This window comes from Methylobacterium sp. Leaf123, from assembly GCF_001423405.1.
In the GTDB taxonomy this organism is placed as follows: domain Bacteria; phylum Pseudomonadota; class Alphaproteobacteria; order Rhizobiales; family Beijerinckiaceae; genus Methylobacterium.
Map to the genome: position 1 here is coordinate 190276 of NZ_LMNS01000039.1, position 18110 is coordinate 208385.

Sequence of the window (18110 nt, forward strand, 5' to 3'; positions counted from 1 at the left end):
GCCGCAGCGTGCCGTTCTGTTAGGCGTTCTTAGCCAACAAACTCATGTTTTCTGCCGGAACGGCGGTGACCGTCGTTCTGGTGGGGTTTCTCGGCGTCACGAGTTGGAGGACAGCCGACCGCGTTAGAACCGAGGTCACGGATCTGGCGACGGAGAAAGCGGCCGGCGTCGCTGCGCAAGTCGGCATCCAGATCACCGAGGCGGTGTCGGCGGGCACGGCGCTGACGGCCGGATTGTCGGGCCTTCTCGAGACCGGCACGGCGCGGCGATCCGACCTCGTGGCCGTCACGAAGGCAACGGTCCTGCGCTATCCGAACGTCTACAATGCCTGGATGGTCGACACGCTCGAGCGCCTGTCCGAGGCGAGATTGTCCGGCACCGAGGCTTCGAACGCGAAGGGCTTCTTCACCCCGAACTGGACCAAGACCTCGACCGGTACGCTCGAGTTGTTGCCCTTCAACTATGACGGCACCGAGCAATGGTACAAGGCACCGATCGCCTCCGGCAAAAGCCTCGTGACGGAGCCCTACGTCACCACCCGGGGTGATCTCGTGACGTCGATCTCGGCCCCCGTCAGTGTGGGCGGGCGCGTCGTCGGCGTCGGCGGCGTTGATATCAATCTCGACAAACTGCCGGAGATGCTGAGCGCGCTGCACCCGTTCGGCAGCGGGCGCGTGATGCTGCTGTCCAACACCGGCAAGTGGGTCCTGCCGCCCAACAAGGGCCAGGAGATGAAGCCCTATTCCGATTTCGAGGCCGACAAGGTCAAGGCATCCCTGTCGGATGGGAAGATGCGGATTCTCACCGGCAGCCCGGACGGGTCGCTTCGACTGATCTACCCGTTCACGACGCCGGGGATGAACACGACCTGGGCCGTGGTGATGGATGTGCCCGAGCACGTCATCTCGCAGCCGATCTACCGGCAACTCGCCGAGACGGCCGCCGGCGGGGTCGCCGTCCTCCTCGTCGTGCTCGTCACGATCTTCGCGATGTCGAAGATCCTGATCGACCGTCCGCTGAAGCGATCGATCCAGACGATCGAGGCGCTGATCAACCGGCGCTACGACGTCGCCATCGCGGATGCCGATCGCGCCGACGAGGTGGGCGCGATCGCCAAGGCGTTGGAGGTGTTCCGGGACAAGGCGCATCAGGCCGAGTTGCTGGCCGTGGAGCAGGAAGCGCAGCAGCAGCGCCAGTTGTCGCGCGCGGAGTCGATCCGCAGCCATTCGCAGAGCTTCGACGGCACGGTGTCGCGCCTGACCGAAGCGGTGCTGACGCTCGTGAACGACCTCGACGCGGCCTCCTCGAACCTCTCCAGCGGTGCCGACTCGACCAGCATGCGCAGCGCGTCCGTGGCGGCCGCCTCCGAGCAGACCTCGGCCAATGTCGCGGCCGTCGCCTCCGCGGCGGAGGAACTGCTCGCCTCGGTTCACGAGATCGGACGGCAGATGACGCTCTCCACGGAGATCGCCGCGAACGCCGTCACCCAGGCCCAGCAGGCCAATGTGAAGGTCGATGCCCTCGCCGAGGCCGCCCACCGCATCAGCGAGGTCATCAAGCTCATCTCCACCATCGCCGCGCAGACCAACCTGCTGGCGCTGAACGCCACCATCGAGGCGGCGCGTGCGGGTGAGGCCGGGCGCGGCTTCGCCGTGGTCGCGGCGGAGGTGAAGGAGCTGGCCAACCAGACCTCGCGCGCAACCGAAGAGATCGGCGTACAGGTCGAGGCGGTCCAGACCGGCACGGGGGACGCCGTGCGGGCGATCCAGGGCATCTCCGGCACGATCCAGAAGATGAACGAGATTTCCCGGTCTATCCAGGAATCCGCATCGCAACAGGGGCTGGCGATGCACGAGATCGCCCGCAACATCCAGGAGGCCTCGGCCGGCACCCGCGAAGTCTCGGCCAGCATCTCCGCCGTCTCGCGCTCCGCGAGCGAAACCGGCGAGACGGCCCAGGTCGTGAGTTCCGCCGCGGTGACCCTTCAGGACAAGTCGAACGAACTGCGCCAGGAGGTTCTGTCCTTCCTGTCGAACGTTCGAGCCGCTGGCTGACGGCCGAAGCCCGATCCGAGCTGAGGGCCTCGGGCGGGCGTCTCTGAGCCACCGTGTTGGCGTGCATTCCGACGAGCGGGCGACCGCTTCGTCGGAATGCACGCTTAAGGCCGTGCGGGCTCCATCCCCATAGCGTTGTGGACGCGGGTATGCCGCTGCCGGACCAATCGGGAACCCCACCGGGCGGAAAGCCGGGCGAGGCACGATCAGCACGACCCGCCGAAGGGCGGGCACGGGACAGGGTATCGGTGGCGGGCAGGAGCGCCCGGAAAAGAGTCGCCAGCGTGCAACACTTCGTCTTTTCCTGCGAAACGAGGCGCCGGCCTCTCCAATTCCGTCAAGGTTTGGCTATCAGCCTGGTCCGGTCACCTCGTGATTGATCGCCGCCATGCTGTCCGTCCCCCGCGCCGTCCTTTCGAAGCACCGTGAGATTTCCGCGCTGCTCGCCACCTATGCGATGTTCCTCAGCGGCGTATGGATTCTGGCCTGGGCGGCCTAAGCCCCTGATCGAACGCAGCCTGCCGCCCCGGCACAGGCGCCGCGACTTCCACACGATCAGAATCGCCGCCGTTCATCGGTCGCGATCCGCTCGGACGGTGCGAGGGCCGTGAGCGGCGGCGTGTGTTCGTCGAGGAAGGCGTCGGGCAGCTTGTTCCGCCCCCGTGCCGGATCGGGGGGTCGCTGAAGGCGTCGACGCTTCGGCAGATTAGGTGGAGCGGGCGATCGGGATCGAACCGACGACATTCAGCTTGGGAAGCTGACGTTCTACCACTGAACTACGCCCGCATCCGGCCGCTCGTGGAGCGATGATGCGCTCTTGAGGCAGCGGGTGATTCCGAGCGCGAGGCTTCGGAAGCACCCCATTTTCATAAGCGATGGCGGACGCCTGTCCACCCCTAAAATGCGTCGGTGTCGCGCTGCTGTGTCCGGTGGCCGACGCTGCGGCCGGCGATCAGCCAGTAGACCAGACCGGAGACGGCGCCTGTGACGAGGAGGATGGCGGCCAGCCGTGCTTCCGCGGCGGATGCCACCGATCCGGTGGCCGGTGGCGGGCCGCCGCGGGCGAGCCAGGGCAGGAGCGCCGTGAGGCCGCCCGTCGCGCCGCCGTACCAGAACGGAGAGCGCAGCCCCAGCGTCTCGCCGACGAGCGCGGCCAGCGTCGGCGGCAGGATCAGCAGGAGGCTAAGCGCCTGGGCGAACAGGGTCACGGCCATCACCGCCATGCCCGGCGGAACGCCTTGCGCGAGATCCGACAGGCCGGCGAAGAGGCCGACGAGGCCGAGTTCGCCCAACGCCTCGCGAAAGTTCGGATCGAGAAGCACCCCGGCGCCGAGCGTCAGGGCACCGGCCGGGATGGCCACGATCAGGGCGAAGGCGGCCAGGAGGAGGCGTCCGAGCCATGTCATCGGCGATCGGGTCTCCCTGTTGCGCCGTCGGGGTGATGGCGGCTGGGCGATCGATAGTCCGACGGGGCCGGATCGGGCAACCGACCTTACGCTGTCTTGCCGGCGGGGTTCGTCCGCCCCGCGTGAAACCAGCATCGGACCGATGGGATCGGCCGGATGCCGGAGGCGTGCTCAGCAGTCGAGCGTGGTGTCGCGCTCCCACTGGGTGAGGTGGCGGCAGTAATCGTCCCATTCCTGGCGCTTGAGTTTGAGGTAGCTCGGCACGAAGGCACCCAAGGACTCGTTCAGCACCGAGCTCGCTTCGAGGGCGCGCAGGGCATCGAGCAGGTTGAGCGGCAGGCGCTTGACGTCCTCCACTGTGTGCCCGTCCGTGTACATGTTGATGTCGAGGCGCTGGCCCGGATCGCGCTGATTGCGGATGCCGTCGAGGCCAGCGGCGAGGAGGCCCGCCTGGAGCAGGTAGGGGTTGGCCGCCCCGTCCGCGAGGCGGAACTCGAAGCGCCCGCCATCGGGGATGCGGATCATGTGGGTGCGGTTGTTGCCCGTATAGGTCACCGTGTTCGGCGCCCAGGTCGCACCGGAGGTGGTGCGCGGCGCGTTGATGCGCTTGTAGGAATTCACGCAAGGGTTTGTCAGCGCGGCCAGCGCGTCGGCGGAGTGGATCAGACCGCCGATGAAATGATAGCCCAGCTGCGACATCCCGATCTCGTCCGAGCGATCGGAAAAGACGTTCTGGCCGTCGCGCCAGAGCGAGACGTGGGCGTGGCAGCCGGAGCCCGTCAGGTCCATGAAGGGCTTGGGCATGAAGGTCGCGCGGAAGCCGTGCTTCTCGGCGATCGAGCGGGTCATGTATTTGAAGAAGGCGTGCCGGTCGGCGGTGATCAGCGCGTCGTCATAGTCCCAGTTCATCTCGAACTGGCCGTTCGCGTCCTCATGGTCGTTCTGGTACGGCTTCCAGCCGAGGCTCAGCATCGCGTCGCAGATCTCGGTGATGACCTCGTAGCGGCGCATCAGGGCGGATTGGTCGTAGCAGGGCTTGGTCTGCTTATCGGCCATGTCCGCGGGCTCCGAGCCGCAGGGCGTGATCAGGAAGAACTCGCACTCGACGCCGCTCTTCATCTGCAGCCCCTCGCGGGCCGCGTCCTTGATGAGGCGTTTGAGGATGTTGCGCGGGCCCTGCTCGACCGCCGTGCCGTTCATCACGAGGTCGGCGGGCAGCCAGCCGACTTCCGGCTTCCAGGGAAGCTGGATCAGCCCCTCGGGGTCCGGCATGGCCAGCAGGTCGGCATCGGCGGGGCTCATGTCGAGCCAGGTCGCGAAGCCGGCAAAGCCTGCGCCGTTGCGGCAGGTGCCGCCGATCGCGGCAGCCGGCACGAGCTTGGCGCGCTGCGTGCCGAACAGGTCGGTGTAGGACACGAGGAAATACTTGATGCCGCGCTCCCGGGCGGCGGTCTCAAGATCGTGCGTCATTGCAGGGATCCTTCCGGCTGAGTGGTGCGGCCCCATCGCCACAAAAGAAAAAGGGCCGCCCTCGAAGCTTCCGGAGCGGCCCTCGCAGATCAGATGCCGGTCTTGCCGGGGATCCAGCCGGTGCCGGCGAGCGGCACCTGGGCCATCGCGGCGGCTTCGATGGTGAGCGCCACCAGATCCTCGGGTTCGAGGTTGTGCAGGTGGCTCTTGCCGCAGGCCCGCGCGATGGTCTGGGCTTCCAGCGTCATCACCGCGAGGTAGTTGGCGAGGCGGCGGCCCGCGAGTTCCGGATCGAGCCGCTTGGCGAGTTCCGGATCCTGTGTCGTGATGCCGGCCGGGTCGCGGCCCTCGTGCCAGTCGTCGTAGGCGCCGGCAGTGGTGCCGAGGGCCTCGTATTCCGCCTGCCAGCGGGGATCGTTGTCGCCGAGCGCGATCAGGGCGGCGGTGCCGATGGCGACCGCATCGGCGCCGAGCGCCAGCACCTTGGCCACGTCGGCCCCCGAGCGGATGCCGCCGGAGACGACGAGCTGCACCTTGCGGTGAAGCCCCAGATCCTGAAGCGCCTGCACGGCCGGGCGGATCGCGGCGAGCGTCGGGATGCCGACATGCTCGATGAACACGTCCTGCGTCGCGGCGGTGCCGCCCTGCATGCCGTCGAGCACCACCACGTCGGCGCCGGATTTGGCCGCCAGCGCGGTGTCGTAATAGGGGCGCGAGGCACCGACCTTGACGTAGATCGGCTTCTCCCAATCGGTGATCTCGCGCAGCTCCTCGATCTTGATCGCGAGGTCGTCCGGCCCGGTCCAGTCCGGGTGGCGGCAGGCGGAGCGCTGATCGACGCCGGGGGGCAGGCAGCGCATGCCGGCGACGCGCTCGGTGATCTTCTGCCCGAGCAGCATGCCGCCGCCGCCGGGCTTGGCGCCCTGGCCGATGACGACCTCGATGGCGTCGGCCTTGCGCAGGTCGTCCGGGTTCATGCCGTAGCGCGAGGGCAGGTACTGGTAGACCAGGGTCTTGGAGTGGCCGCGCTCCTCCGGCGTCATGCCGCCATCGCCCGTGGTGGTGGAGGTGCCGGCGATGGTCGCGCCGCGGCCGAGCGCCTCCTTGGCGTTGGCCGAGAGCGAGCCGAAGCTCATGCCGGCGATGGTGACCGGCGTCTTCAGGTGGATCGGCTTCGAGGCGAAGCGCGAGCCCAGCACCACTTCGGTGCCGCAGCGCTCGCGGTAGCCTTCCAGCGGGTAGCGGCTGATCGAGGCGCCGAGGAACAGGAGGTCGTCGAAATGCGGCAGGGCGCGCTTCGCCCCGGCGCCGCGGATGTCGTAGATGCCGGTCGCCGCCGCGCGGCGGATCTCGGACATCACGTCGGGGTTGAAGGTCGCCGACAGGCGCGGTTTCGTGCGCGGAGGCTGGCGGTGATCCGTCATCAGTAGGCTCCGGCGTTGTCGACGTTGAAGTGGTAGAGGGTGCGGGCCGAGCCGTAGCGGCGGAACTCGCTCGGGCTCACTTCCCCGGTGAGGCCGGCGGCGGCGAGCTTCTCGGCGAGTTCCCGCAGATGCTCGTCGCGCATCGGCTTCTCGATGCAGTCGGCGCCGAGGCTCTTGACCGAGCCGCGCACGTAGAGCTTCGCCTCGTAGAGCGAGTCACCGAGCGCCTCGCCGGCATCCCCGAGGACGGTGAGCGTGCCGGCCTGGGCCATGAAGGCCGACATGTGGCCGATCGAGCCCTTCACGACGATGTCGACGCCCTTCATCGAGATGCCGCAGCGGGCGCCCGCATTGCCGTCGATGACGAGGAGGCCGCCATGGGCCGTGGCGCCGGCCGACTGGCTGGCATCGCCCCGCACGTGGACGAAGCCGGAGATCATGTTCTCGGCGACGCCGACACCCGCATTGCCGTTGACGAGAACGGTCGCGAGCTTGTTCATGCCGGCGCAATAGTAGCCGACATTGCCCTCGATCTCGACGCTGATCGGCGCGTCGAGCCCGGCGGCGATGGCGTGGCGCCCGTCCGGACCGGTGACGGCCCAGTGGGTCTCGTTGGTGTCGGGCCGCAGGGCGTGCAGGGCCCGGTTCAGTTCGCGCAGGGGCGCGGATCGCAGGTCGAAGCTCGGCATTACTGGCGCTCCCCGGAGACGGGCTGATTGGGCACCCGCTCCCATGCGTAGACCTTGGCCGGCTCGGGCTCGAACACGCGGGCGGTGTCGATGCCGGGCAGGCCGACAAGGGCCCGATACTCGGAGCCGAAGGCGACGTAATCGTCGGTCTCGGCCATCACGGCGGGCTTGCAGGCGATGGGGTCGCGCACCACGGCAAAGCCGTTCTCGGTGCCGACCACGAAGGTGAAGAAGCCGTCGAGATCGGTCAGGCTCGATTCGAGCGCCTGCTCCAGCGAGGCGCCTTCGCGCATGCGCCAGCTCAGGTAGCCGGCGGCGACCTCGGTGTCGTTCTGGGTGGCGAAGGTCAGGCCCTCGTGCCGGAGGCGTCGGCGCAGGTCGTTGTGGTTCGACAGCGAGCCGTTATGGACGAGGCACTCGTCGGTGCCGGTGGAGAACGGGTGGGCGCCGTTCGTCGTCACCGCGCTCTCGGTGGCCATGCGGGTGTGGCCGATGCCGTGCGTGCCGGTCATCCGCTCGAGGGCGAAGCGCTCGGCCACGGAAGCCGGCAGGCCGACCTCCTTGTAGATCTCCATGCGGCGGCCGGCGCTCACCACGTCGATGCCGGGAGCGTTGGCGCGCAGCCAGTCGCGGATCTCGGTCTCGCGCTCCGCCGGAACGGCGAGAACGGTGTGGGTGTCCCGCTCCGTCGCCTGGGCGGAGAGGGCCAGCGCCTCCTCCAATCCGGCGACCGCGCTGCGCAGCGCGGCAGGTCCTGGGCCGCGCAGGGTCAGCTTGACGCTGCCGGCCTCCGAGGCGCCGTCCGAGCCGTAGACCGCGAAGCCCGCGCTGTCGGGGCCGCGATCGGTCATCGTCTCCAGCATCTTGGAGAGCATTGCACCGAGCTGCGGTTCAAGCTTCGGATTCTTGAGGAATAGTCCGACAATACCGCACATCGGTGCCGCCCCGTCCGTTCGATCACTGTTGAGGGTGATCGCATGCGCCGACCGGTCCGTCAACTATCAAGAATGAAAATTTCCTGACATGAAACATATCGCCCGATCATCGTAAGGATCGATGGCCCCGGCACAGTCGCCCCGTCATCGCTTCGGCGACGGCTTTACCCCTCCGCCCCCTGCCGCTGGCGCCGTCGTTCGGCGCGCGCGAGTTCGTCGGCATTGGCAAAGCCGGTGGCGGCCGCGATCTCGGCGCGGCTCAGCGCGCTCTCGCGGCCGAGCTGGTGCGCCCGGTCGAGGCGTAAACCGAGGTAATGGCGGTGAAGCCCGCGCCCGAGGCTGTCGCGAAACAGCCGCTCCAACTGCCGCACGGACAGGCGGGCGCGTTCCGCCAGGGTTTCGCGGGGAAGCGGCGCTTCGAGATTCGCCTCCATCGCCGCGAGCACCTGCAACAGCCGCGGGTCGCGCACGCCGAAGCGCTGGCGCAGGTCCATCCGTTGCGGGCTCAACCCCTCGCGGATCTGGTTGTGCAGGAACCAGTCGCTGACGCCCGCGGCGAGGCCGGGGCCGTGGTCGCGGCCGATCAGGTCGAGCATCAGGTCGAGGGCGGCGATGCCGCCGGAGCAGGTGATGCGGTCGCCCTGGATCTCGAACAGCGAGCGGACCACCTCGATCTCGGGGTAGCGCTCTTCGAAGGCCGGGACATGCTCCCAATGCAGCGTGCAGCGCCGTCCCGCGAGCAGCCCGGCGCGGGCGAGAAGGTACGGCCCGCCGGAGATGCCGCCGAGCGTCGCCCCGTGGCGGGCGAGCCCGCGCAGCCACGCGAACAGGGCGGGATCGTCGAACTCGGCCGGGTTTCCGCCGGCACAGACGAAGACGCGGTCGGCGCTCGCACGCGCGCCGACGGCGACGTCGGTGAGGATGCCGAGCCCGTTCGAGGCCTGAACCACGCCGCCGCCGGGCGCGGCGTGCCACCAGCGATAGAGTTCGCAGCCCGACAGGGTGTTGGCGGCGCGCAGGGGCTCGACCGCCGCGGTGTAGGCCATCAGCGGAAAGTCCGGCACCAGCACGAAGCCGACGGTGCGGGCAGCGGGATCCTCGGCCCGTGGCGACCTTCGCCGGGGCCGGGCATGGTGGCCCGGTTCGGGGGTGTCGTCCGACATGTCCGGTCGCTCCCTCCGGGATGGCCGCCGCGCCGGCGCTGCGGGTTCGGCGCTACGGCCCGTGCTTGCCTCGGGCGAAGGACCGATCATGCATTTATGCGCGATTTGCCGGAAACGTGTCGCGAAATGCAAGTCTGCCGCGGGCGGTCGCGGCTACCTCTGGGATCACACAGACATCTCGAACCAGGGCGGCTTACCCCATGCGCTACTCCCTGTTCAGCGTCCTGGGGCAGGCCCTGCGCGGCCAGCGGGACTGGACCCCGCAATGGCGCGACGCCGCCCCGCAGGAGGCCTACGACGTGGTCATCGTCGGCGGCGGCGGGCACGGGCTCGCCACCGCCTACTACCTCGCCAAGGAGCACGGCATCACCAACGTCGCCGTGCTGGAGAAGAGCCATGTCGGCTCCGGCAATGTCGGGCGCAACACCACCATCGTGCGCTCGAATTACGGACTGCCCGGCAACATCCCGTTCTACGAGCGGTCGATGAAGCTCTGGGAAGGGCTGGAGCAGGACATCAACTACAACGCCATGGTCAGCCAGCGCGGCGTGCTGAACCTGTACCATTCGGACGCCCAGCGCGACGCCTATGCCCGCCGCGGCAACGCCATGCGGCTCGCCGGCATCGATTCGGAACTGCTCGACCGTGAAGGCGTGCGCGGCCTCGTGCCGTTCATCGACCTCGACAACGCCCGCTTCCCCGTGAAGGGCGGCCTGCTCCAGCGCCGCGGCGGCACCGTGCGCCACGATGCGGTGGCCTGGGGCTATGCCCGCGCCGCCAGCGACCGCGGCGTCGACATCGTCCAGAACTGCGCCGTCACCGGCATCCGCCGCGAGAACGGCCGCGTCACCGGCGTCGAGACCAGCCGCGGCTTCATCCGCGCCAAGAAGGTCGCGCTGTCGGTCGCCGGTTCCTCCTCGCTGCTGGCCGGCATGGTCGATATGCGCCTGCCGATCGAGAGCCACGTGTTGCAGGCCTTCGTCAGCGAGGGCGTGAAGCCCCTGATCGACGGCGTGATGACCTTCGGCGCCGGCCACTTCTACGTCAGCCAATCGGACAAGGGCGGCCTCGTCTTCGGCGGCGATATCGACGGCTACAATTCCTATGCGAGCCGCGGCAACCTCCACACGATCGAGGATGTGATGGAGGGCGGCATGGCGCTGTGGCCGGGCCTCGGGCGCCTGCGGCTGCTGCGCCACTGGGGCGGCATCATGGACATGTCGATGGATGGAAGCCCCATCATCGACCGCACCGATATCGGCGGTCTCTATCTCAATGCCGGCTGGTGCTACGGCGGCTTCAAGGCGACGCCGGCGGCGGGCTTCTGCTTCGCTCACCTGATCGCCCGCGACGAAGCCCATGCGGATGCGAGCGCCTACCGCCTCGACCGCTTCGCCACCGGCCATCTCATCGACGAGAAGGGCATGGGCGCCCAGCCCAACCTGCATTGAGGCTGACCGCAGCCTCCCCTTCACCGCCCTCATCCTGAGGTGCCGGAGTGCAGCGGAGGCTTTGAGAGAGATCTCCAGAACACATCGCGATCCCTGGAGCCCTCCTTCGAGGCCGCTTCGCGGCACCTCAGGATGAGGGCAAGGGTGGGGTCGGTCCGAACGAGACGAAACAGGACGACACGCCATGCGCATCCGATGCCCCCATTGCGGCGAGCGCGACAACGGGGAGTTCAGCTACCTCGGCGACGCCGCCCCCGTGCGTCCCGAGGGGCTCGATGCCTCGGCGGCGGCCATGCACGACTACGTTTACTTGCGCGACAACCCGGCCGGGACGATCCGCGAGCTCTGGTACCACGCTGCCGGATGCCGCTCCTGGCTGGTCGTGACCCGCGACACCCGCACCCACGCGATTGAATCGGTCGAGCCGGCGCGCGACGTCGCGCGGGCGCGCCGCTCGGGAGAGGCCGCATGACCACGCTCGCCCTTCAACGCGCGGAGGCCCCGGCTTCCGCAAGCTTCGGCGACCAGCCGTTCCGCACCGCCACCGGCGGCCTGATCGACCGGAACCGGCCGCGCGACTTCACCTTCGACGGACGGCGCCTCACCGGCTGCCATGGCGACACGCTGGCCTCGGCCTTGCTCGCCAACGGCGTGCGCCTCGTCGGCCGCTCGTTCAAGTATCACCGGCCGCGCGGCATCCTCTCCGCCGGTTCGGAGGAGCCGAACGCGCTGGTGGAACTCCGCTCGGGCGCCCGGCGCGAGCCCAACACCCGCGCCACCATGGCCGAACTCTACGAGGGGTTGGAGGCGACGAGCCAGAACCGCTGGCCCTCGCTCGCCGTGGATGTGCTCTCGGTCAACGCGCTGCTCTCGCCGGTTTTCGCGGCGGGCTTCTACTACAAGACCTTCATGTGGCCGGCCTCCCTCTGGGAGAAGCTCTACGAGCCGATGATCCGGCGCGCGGCGGGCCTCGGCCGGGCCGCCGACGCCCCCGATCCCGACACCTACGACCACGCCCACGCCCATTGCGACGTGCTCGTCATCGGCGGCGGCCCGGCCGGCCTGTCGGCGGCGCTCGCCGCCGGCCGCTCCGGGGCGCGGGTGATCCTCGTCGATGAGGATTTCGCCACCGGCGGTCGGCTGCTTGCCGAGCGGCGCGAGATCGGCGGCACGAGCGGGGCCGAGTGGGCCGCCCGCGCGCTGGCCGAGCTGGAAAGCCTGCCGGAGGTGCGGATTCTGCCGCGCACCACCCTGTTCGGCGTCTACGATCACGGCGCCTATGGCGCGGTCGAGCGCGTCTCCGACCATCTCGCGGTGCCGGCGGCCTACGCCCCGCGCCAGCGGCTGTGGCGGATCGTGGCGCGGCGCGCGGTGCTCGCGGCCGGCGCGATCGAGCGCCCGCATGTCTTCGGCGGCAACGACCGCCCCGGCGTGATGCTGGCCGGCGCGGTGCGGACCTATCTCAACCGCTACGGCGTGCTGCCGGGGCGCCGCTTGGCCGTCTTCACGTCAAGCGACGACGGCTGGCGCACGGCCGCCGACATCCTGGCCGCGGGCGGCGGGCTCGCGGCGGTGATCGACACCCGCACCACCGTCCCCCCCGCCTTGCGCCGGATGGCGGAAGCCGCCGGGGCGCGGGTGGTGACCGGCGGATACGTCGCCGGCACCAAGGGCCATCTGGGCTTGAGCGCGATCCAGGTCGTGGACGGCTACAACAGCACCGAGACCATTCCCTGCGACGGCCTCGCCATGGCCAATGGCTGGAACCCGATCGTCCACCTCGATTCGCATCTGTCGCGCCGGCCGGTCTGGAACGAGGCGATCCACGCCTTCGTGCCGGGCACCCTCCCCTCCGGCATGCAGGCGGCCGGCGCCGCCGCCGGGCGCTTCACCCTCGCCGAATGCCTGGAGACCGGCGCCCGGATTGGGGCCGAGGCCGCGACCGATTGCGGCTTCACCGCCTCCGCCGCGGCCGCACCGCAGACCGACCCGGAAACCGTGGACCACACCCCGCTCTGGCGCGTGCCGAAGCCGAAGGGAAAAGCCTTCGTCGATTTCCAGAACGACGTGGCGGCCTCCGACGTCGAACTCGCCCACCGCGAGGGCTTTCGCGCGGTCGAGCTGTTGAAGCGCTACACCACGCTCGGCATGGCGACCGATCAGGGCAAGACCTCGAATCTCGCCGGCCTCTCGATCATGGCCGAGCTGACCGGCAAGGACATCCCGAGCGTCGGCACCACGGTGTTCCGCCCGCCCTTCACCCCGGTCGCCATCGGGGCGTTTGCCGGCCATCACCGCGGCAAGGATTTCCGCGCCACCCGCCATGTCCCCTCCCATGCCTGGGCGGAGGAGAACGGGGCGGTCTTCGTCGAGACCGGCCTGTGGCTGCGCCCGGCCTACTTCCCGCGGGCCGGCGAGACCGATTGGCTCGACACGGTGGTGCGCGAGGTCGAGACCGTGCGCGCCCGCGTCGGGATCTGCGACGTCTCCACGCTCGGCAAGATCGACATCCAGGGCCGCGACGCGCTGGCCTTCATCGAGCGGGTCTGTGCCAACCCCTTCGCGACGCTCGCCATCGGCAGTGCCCGCTACGCCGTGCTCCTGCGCGAGGACGGCCTCATCATGGATGACGGCACGATCGCGCGGATGGGCGAGACGCACTACGTCATGACCGCCTCGACGGCGAACGCGGCGCGCGTCATGCAGCACCTCGAATTTTGCCGGCAATGGTTGTGGCCGGAACTTGACGTGCAGCTCGCCTCGGTCAGCGAGCAATGGGCGCAATACGCGGTGGCCGGCCCCCGCGCCCGTGACACCCTGCGCCGGATCATCGATCCCGGCTTCGACCTCTCGAACGAGGCCTTCCCGTTCCTCGCCTGCACCGACGTCACCGTCGGCGGCGGCATCCCGGCGCGGCTGTTCCGCATCTCGTTCTCGGGTGAACTCGCCTACGAGCTGGCGGTGCCGGCGGCCTATGGCGACGCCGCGTGGCGGGCGATCATGCAGGCGGGCCTGCCCTACGGCATCACCGCCTACGGCTCCGAGGCGCTCTCGGTGATGCGCATCGAGAAGGGCCATGCGGCCGGCCCCGAGATCAACGGCCTGACCACCGCCCGCGATATCGGCCTCGACGGGATGCTCGCCACGAACAAGGACTATATCGGCCGCCTGATGAAGGAGCGACCGGCGCTAGTCGATCCGAACCGGCCGGTGCTCGTGGGCTTCCGCCCCGTCGATCCGAGCGCGCGACTTCGGGCGGGGGCGCATTTCCTGAGCCTCGACGCCGCGCCGAGCCTGGAGGCCGACGAGGGCGTGATGACCTCGGTGGCCTACTCGCCGATCTTGAAGAGCTGGATCGGCATCGGCCTGATCCGGCGGGGACCCGAGCGCCACGGCGAGCGCGTGCGCGCCTACGATCCGGTGCGCGGCGCCGACACCGAGGTCGAGATCTGTTCACCCGTCTTCGTGGACGCCAAGGAGGAGAAGCCGCGTGTCTGAGGCGATGACGAGCCTGTGGCAGCCCCGCGGCGCCTGGGAAGGGGTTGCGCGGATCGGTCGGAGCGGTGCGGATGCGGGGCCGGCGGGCGTCCGCCTGACCCTGCGCGAGGGGTTCGGCCTTGCCACCCTCATCGTGGCCGAGGGAAAGGAAGCCGACTTACAAACCGCTCTCGCGGATCGGTTCGGCCCGTCCCTGCCGGAGGCTGGCACCGCCATCCTCAAGGGCGAGACGGGTTTGGTCTGGTCCGCGCCCGGCCAGTGGCTCGCGGTGGCGCCGTCACCGCGCGATCTGCGGGATCTGCCCGAGACCCTGCGCGGGATCGCCTCCGTCACCGAGCAGAGCGACAGCCGCGCCCTGGTGCGGATCTCCGGGCCGCAGGCCCGCGCCATGCTCGCCAAGGGCGTCGCGATCGATCTGCATCCCCGCGCCTTCGGGCCGGGCCGGGTGGCGGTGACGAGCATCGCCCATATCGGCGTGCAGTTCTGGCAGCGCGATGCCGGCCCGACCTACGACCTCACGGTGGCCCGCAGCTTCGCTGGCAGCCTCTGGCGCTGGCTGGAGCACGCCGCGGCCGAGTTCGGCTACGAGGTGGCGGCCTCAACCAAGGACTTGATCGCGATCGGCTGAACATAGTCCGCCCCGGCGTTTTGTGGCTTGCTTTTGATGTACAGCGTCTCCGTTGTGGAAGTGATATTGTGTGGCTTCCTAAGATCGAATCAGGCTGCCTCACGTGATCCGTATATCACTTACATATATATTCCAACTTGCGCAGCAAATTGAGCCGCTTGGATCGCTGCAGGATGAAATCGATATCCCCTTGCGGGATATATTTATGCCGCTATTTATGGCGGAAAAATCTCTGGAGGCTTTGGTTTCTGATAGTGTATTTGCAGCTCAGCTGAGAAGCTCCTTCACTTTGGGGCACGATTTGCTTTCGCAGATTAAAAAGATCACGGGTAGAGCGGATTCGATAGATGAGCCGGTTGCGAGTTTTCAGCTTTATTCGGTAAAAAGAACATACGAGCAATACAAAATAGCCCTATTGGCCGAACTTGGTGTTATGCCCTCCTACTTTGTAATGCCGAAGGGAGGGTTTGACACCAATGCGCTTCTCGAAAGAGGATGGTTGATATTTCCTGACAGCATTCGTCTGAAAGTTCCTGAGGCTTTATTTGACTTGAGTGAGGCTGGAAAAGCCTTGGCCTTCGATATGCCGACCGCTTGTGGTTACCATTTGTTTCGGGCGACCGAAAGTGTTTTGCGAAAATATTACAGCGCAGTAACTGGCGGCAGCGTGCAGCCCAAGGTAAGGAACATTGCAGTTTACTTGAATGCTATGAGGCAAAAAGGTTTAGGAGACGAAAAAATCTTATCGGCACTAGATCAGCTTTCGAAATTGCATAGAAATCCGCTTATCCATCCGGAGATAGCTTTGTCTCTCGATGAAGCAATAGCAGCAATTGGAATGGCGCGCAGTGTCGTGACTGCGATGCTGATCGCAATACCGTTTCAGGAGAATCCGGCGTAATTGACAGGTTCCAACTTTCAGAAATCGCCTTGGGCAGTGAGTTTAATGCCCTAGTTTGGGCGGCCGAAATAGCGCCGGTCGGCGGCGTCCGTCTCGGCCAGCGGCATGACGGGGCGTCCCGTCCGGTCGATGAGGCCCCAGCGCCCGCCCACCATGGAGGCGGGATCCCGTCCATCCGAGCGGCAGCCCTCGCAGACCAACGCCTCGCCGCGTGCGTTGAACGGGAAGGCCCAGTCATAGGGCGTGGCGAGGACGAGCCGCAGCCGGCGGTCGTAGAAGGCGACCTTGCCCTCGCGCCAACTGCGCACGAGGCCCTGCTCGAACGGGTCCGGCCCGTTGTCGAGGATGAAGACCGGCAGCGCCAGCCCGTCGCGGCGCACCCAGAGACAGCCGACCCCCGGCACGCGCAGCTCGGCCAAGCCACGCTCGAAATGCATCCGTGCGGCATGCGCCGGGGCAACCCGGACCATCCCCCCGTCGCGCCGGGCGCAATGCGCGTATTGGTCGAGATCCCGACGGAAATAGGCGCAGGCCAGCGGATACGCGGATGCCGCGCCCTGCCCCGCGCCGAGCGCCGGCAACGGAAGCGCCCCAAGCATCGTGAGGCCCGCCAGAACCCTCCGCGCGACCCGATGGGAATGGCGGCTTTGCAAGGGGAGCGCCCCGGCGCGGATCGGTGCCTCAGCCATCCGCCGCCTCTAGCCGCCTTCCGTGCCGCGGACAAACCGGGCGGTCGAGGCCCGCGCCCCTACCCGACCCCGGTCGGCCCATCGATCACGCGGCGCACCCGACGGGCCAGCTCCATCCGCTTGTAGGGCTTGTTGATGATCTCGAACTCGGTGCCGCCCGCGTCGGTGCGCTCCATCGAGGCCTCGGCGTAGCCCGTGGTGAGCAGCACCTTGATCTTCGGCTGCCGCTCCCGCGCGGCGCGGGCCAGCATCACGCCGTTCATGCCGCCGGGCATGATCAGGTCGGTGAACAGCAGGTCGATGCGCCCCTCGCCGTCGAGGATGTCGAGCGCCGCCTTGGGACCGTCGACGACGGTGACCTTGTAGCCGAAATCCTCCAGGATGATGCCGGCGGTCTCGGCCACGTCGGGCCGGTCGTCCACCACGAGCACCGTCTCGGTGCCGTGCCGGTCGGCGGCGCGGATCGTCGGCTTCTGCTCCTCCTCGGCCTTCTGGTCGGAGGCGGGGAACAGGAGCCGCACCGTCGTGCCGTGCCCGACCTCGGAATAGATCTTCACCGAGCCGCCGGATTGCTTGGCAAAGCCGTAGACCATGGCGAGGCCGAGCCCTGTGCCTTTGCCCTCGCCCTTCGTGGTGAAGAACGGCTCCATGACGCGGGCCAGGATCTCGGACGGCATGCCGGTTCCGGTATCGGTCACCGAGATCACAACGTAGGCGCCCGGCGGCACCGTCTTGTAGAGCGCGGTGTCCTCGTCCTCGATCAGCAGGTTCTCGGTCCGCACCGTTACCGAACCGCCCTCCGGCATCGCGTCGCGGGCGTTGATCAGCACGTTGAGCAGGGCGACCTCGGCCTGGGTCGGGTCGATGCGGGTGGTCCAGAGATCGGGCGCGAGGACGGATTTCAGGACGACGTCGTCGCCGAGCGTCCGCCCGGCCATCTCGCCCATGCTCTCGACGAGGCCGTTGAGGTTCAAGAGCCGCCCTTCCAGCCGCTGCTTGCGCGAGAAGGCGAGAAGCTGGTGGGTGAGCTTGGCCGCCCGGTCGGTCGCCGCCCGCACCGCCTCACCGGCCCGGCGCATCCGCGGCACGTTGAGGGTGGGATGGTCGAGCAGCGCCAGCATCACCTCGTTATGGCCCGACACGACTTGGAGCAGGTTGTTGAAATCGTGGGCGATGCCGCCGGTGAGCTGGCCGAGGCTCTCCATCTTCTGGGCTTGGTGCAGCGATTCCTCCGCGTCGCGGCGGCGCGACACGTCGAGCTGCGAGCCGAAGAAGTAGACGAGGTCGCCCGAGCGGTTGAACACCGGGCTGACGAACAGCGCGTTCCAGAACGACGAGCCGTCCTTGCGGTAGTTCAGGATCTCGGCGGCGAATTCCCGATGCTCCCGGATGGCGTCGCGCACCTCCGAGACGGTGTCGCGGTCCGTATCCGGGCCCTGGAGGAAGCGGCAATTCGATCCGATCAGCTCCTCGGCCGAGTAGCCCGTCATCCGGATGAAGGCGCGGTTGGCGAAGATGATCGGGTTGTCCGGCTGGTGCGGATCGGTGACGATCATCGGCATGCGCGTCGTCTCGACGGCCGCGAAGAAGATGTCGTGATGCTGATCGACGACGCCCGAGGCGCCGCTGCCGGTGACAGGCGTATTCGGCCCGGGTGCCCTGGGCTTTTCGGGTGACGAGGGCATCGTAACTTTCCAGCGGGGACGACCCACTGGGTCGGATTGCGCGTATCAATCCGATGCGGCGACCGCTCGTTCCATGGGAAGCGACGGCTTGAACGCTTCGTGACCGGCAGGACGCCG

The 18110-nt window shown here is 68.1% G+C and carries 14 protein-coding genes and 1 tRNA gene; 6 read left to right on the forward strand and 9 right to left on the reverse strand.

Annotated features, from left to right (window positions below; all coding sequences use genetic code 11):
* Window positions 1–65: 65 nt before the first annotated feature.
* The gene (locus ASF53_RS23000) at window positions 66–2054 is read left to right on the forward strand and encodes a methyl-accepting chemotaxis protein (RefSeq protein WP_210168543.1); all 1989 of its coding nucleotides are present in this window, start codon (window positions 66–68) and stop codon (window positions 2052–2054) included.
* Between the two features lie 711 nt (window positions 2055–2765).
* Here the strand turns inward: ASF53_RS23000 and ASF53_RS23005 are convergent.
* From ASF53_RS23005 to ASF53_RS23035, 7 genes are all read right to left on the reverse strand, one after another.
* Window positions 2766–2840 (reverse strand) — tRNA-Gly (locus ASF53_RS23005).
* A gap of 110 nt (window positions 2841–2950) precedes the next feature.
* Complete coding sequence (locus tag ASF53_RS23010) at window positions 2951–3460, reverse strand: hypothetical protein (RefSeq protein WP_056204420.1); 510 nt, start codon at window positions 3458–3460, stop codon at window positions 2951–2953.
* A gap of 171 nt (window positions 3461–3631) precedes the next feature.
* Complete coding sequence (gene glnT / locus ASF53_RS23015) at window positions 3632–4930, reverse strand: type III glutamate--ammonia ligase (RefSeq protein ID WP_056204423.1); 1299 nt, start codon at window positions 4928–4930, stop codon at window positions 3632–3634.
* 89 nt (window positions 4931–5019) lie between these two features.
* Window positions 5020–6354, reverse strand: coding sequence for an FMN-binding glutamate synthase family protein (locus tag ASF53_RS23020; RefSeq protein ID WP_056204425.1), 1335 nt, complete (start codon window positions 6352–6354; stop codon window positions 5020–5022).
* Window positions 6354–7043, reverse strand: a complete 690-nt coding sequence (locus ASF53_RS23025; protein WP_056204428.1) for a GltB/FmdC/FwdC-like GXGXG domain-containing protein — start codon at window positions 7041–7043, stop codon at window positions 6354–6356. Before ASF53_RS23025 ends, ASF53_RS23020 begins: the two co-directional genes overlap by 1 nt.
* Window positions 7043–7978 carry a class II glutamine amidotransferase gene (locus ASF53_RS23030; RefSeq protein ID WP_056204433.1) on the reverse strand — a complete coding sequence of 312 codons (936 nt, stop codon included), beginning with the start codon at window positions 7976–7978 and terminating at the stop codon, window positions 7043–7045. Before ASF53_RS23030 ends, ASF53_RS23025 begins: the two co-directional genes overlap by 1 nt.
* Window positions 7979–8142: 164 nt before the next feature.
* Window positions 8143–9141, reverse strand: coding sequence for a GlxA family transcriptional regulator (locus tag ASF53_RS23035; protein ID WP_056204436.1), 999 nt, complete (start codon window positions 9139–9141; stop codon window positions 8143–8145).
* A gap of 200 nt (window positions 9142–9341) precedes the next feature.
* On the opposite strand from ASF53_RS23035, the gene ASF53_RS23040 reads away from it, so the two are divergent.
* The 5 genes from ASF53_RS23040 to ASF53_RS26070 all read left to right on the forward strand — a co-directional run bounded on the left by ASF53_RS23040 (window position 9342) and on the right by ASF53_RS26070 (window position 15619).
* Window positions 9342–10592: a sarcosine oxidase subunit beta family protein gene (locus tag ASF53_RS23040; RefSeq protein ID WP_056204438.1), complete on the forward strand. Its 1251-nt coding sequence runs from the start codon at window positions 9342–9344 to the stop codon at window positions 10590–10592.
* Between the two features lie 184 nt (window positions 10593–10776).
* Window positions 10777–11064: a sarcosine oxidase subunit delta gene (locus ASF53_RS23045; RefSeq protein WP_056204441.1), complete on the forward strand. Its 288-nt coding sequence runs from the start codon at window positions 10777–10779 to the stop codon at window positions 11062–11064.
* Window positions 11061–14090, forward strand: coding sequence for a sarcosine oxidase subunit alpha family protein (locus tag ASF53_RS23050; RefSeq protein ID WP_056204444.1), 3030 nt, complete (start codon window positions 11061–11063; stop codon window positions 14088–14090). The genes ASF53_RS23045 and ASF53_RS23050 overlap by 4 nt, the downstream gene beginning before the upstream one ends.
* The gene (locus ASF53_RS23055; RefSeq protein WP_056204446.1) at window positions 14083–14718 is read left to right on the forward strand and encodes a sarcosine oxidase subunit gamma; all 636 of its coding nucleotides are present in this window, start codon (window positions 14083–14085) and stop codon (window positions 14716–14718) included. The genes ASF53_RS23050 and ASF53_RS23055 overlap by 8 nt, the downstream gene beginning before the upstream one ends.
* A gap of 103 nt (window positions 14719–14821) precedes the next feature.
* Window positions 14822–15619 (forward strand): hypothetical protein, encoded by a 798-nt coding sequence (locus ASF53_RS26070; protein WP_156635786.1) that lies wholly within the window; start codon window positions 14822–14824, stop codon window positions 15617–15619.
* A gap of 50 nt (window positions 15620–15669) precedes the next feature.
* Here the strand turns inward: ASF53_RS26070 and ASF53_RS23060 are convergent, their stop codons facing one another.
* Complete coding sequence (locus ASF53_RS23060; protein WP_056204450.1) at window positions 15670–16308, reverse strand: hypothetical protein; 639 nt, start codon at window positions 16306–16308, stop codon at window positions 15670–15672.
* A 59-nt stretch (window positions 16309–16367) separates the two neighbouring features.
* Window positions 16368–17993: a hybrid sensor histidine kinase/response regulator gene (locus ASF53_RS23065; protein WP_056204452.1), complete on the reverse strand. Its 1626-nt coding sequence runs from the start codon at window positions 17991–17993 to the stop codon at window positions 16368–16370.
* Between the last annotated feature and the right edge of the window lie 117 nt (window positions 17994–18110).

Excerpts from the sequence above, each read along its gene's own strand:
- ASF53_RS23010 (WP_056204420.1), bottom strand. The coding sequence starts at position 3,460 with ATGACATGGCTCGGACGCCTCCTCCTGGCCGCCTTCGCCCTGATCGTG.
- glnT (WP_056204423.1), bottom strand. The coding sequence starts at position 4,930 with ATGACGCACGATCTTGAGACCGCCGCCCGGGAGCGCGGCATCAAGTAT.
- ASF53_RS23020 (WP_056204425.1), bottom strand. The coding sequence starts at position 6,354 with ATGACGGATCACCGCCAGCCTCCGCGCACGAAACCGCGCCTGTCGGCG.
- ASF53_RS23025 (WP_056204428.1), bottom strand. The coding sequence starts at position 7,043 with ATGCCGAGCTTCGACCTGCGATCCGCGCCCCTGCGCGAACTGAACCGG.
- ASF53_RS23030 (WP_056204433.1), bottom strand. The coding sequence starts at position 7,978 with ATGTGCGGTATTGTCGGACTATTCCTCAAGAATCCGAAGCTTGAACCG.
- ASF53_RS23035 (WP_056204436.1), bottom strand. The coding sequence starts at position 9,141 with ATGTCGGACGACACCCCCGAACCGGGCCACCATGCCCGGCCCCGGCGA.
- ASF53_RS23040 (WP_056204438.1), top strand. The coding sequence starts at position 9,342 with ATGCGCTACTCCCTGTTCAGCGTCCTGGGGCAGGCCCTGCGCGGCCAG.
- ASF53_RS23045 (WP_056204441.1), top strand. The coding sequence starts at position 10,777 with ATGCGCATCCGATGCCCCCATTGCGGCGAGCGCGACAACGGGGAGTTC.
- ASF53_RS23050 (WP_056204444.1), top strand. The coding sequence starts at position 11,061 with ATGACCACGCTCGCCCTTCAACGCGCGGAGGCCCCGGCTTCCGCAAGC.
- ASF53_RS23060 (WP_056204450.1), bottom strand. The coding sequence starts at position 16,308 with ATGGCTGAGGCACCGATCCGCGCCGGGGCGCTCCCCTTGCAAAGCCGC.
- ASF53_RS23065 (WP_056204452.1), bottom strand. The coding sequence starts at position 17,993 with ATGCCCTCGTCACCCGAAAAGCCCAGGGCACCCGGGCCGAATACGCCT.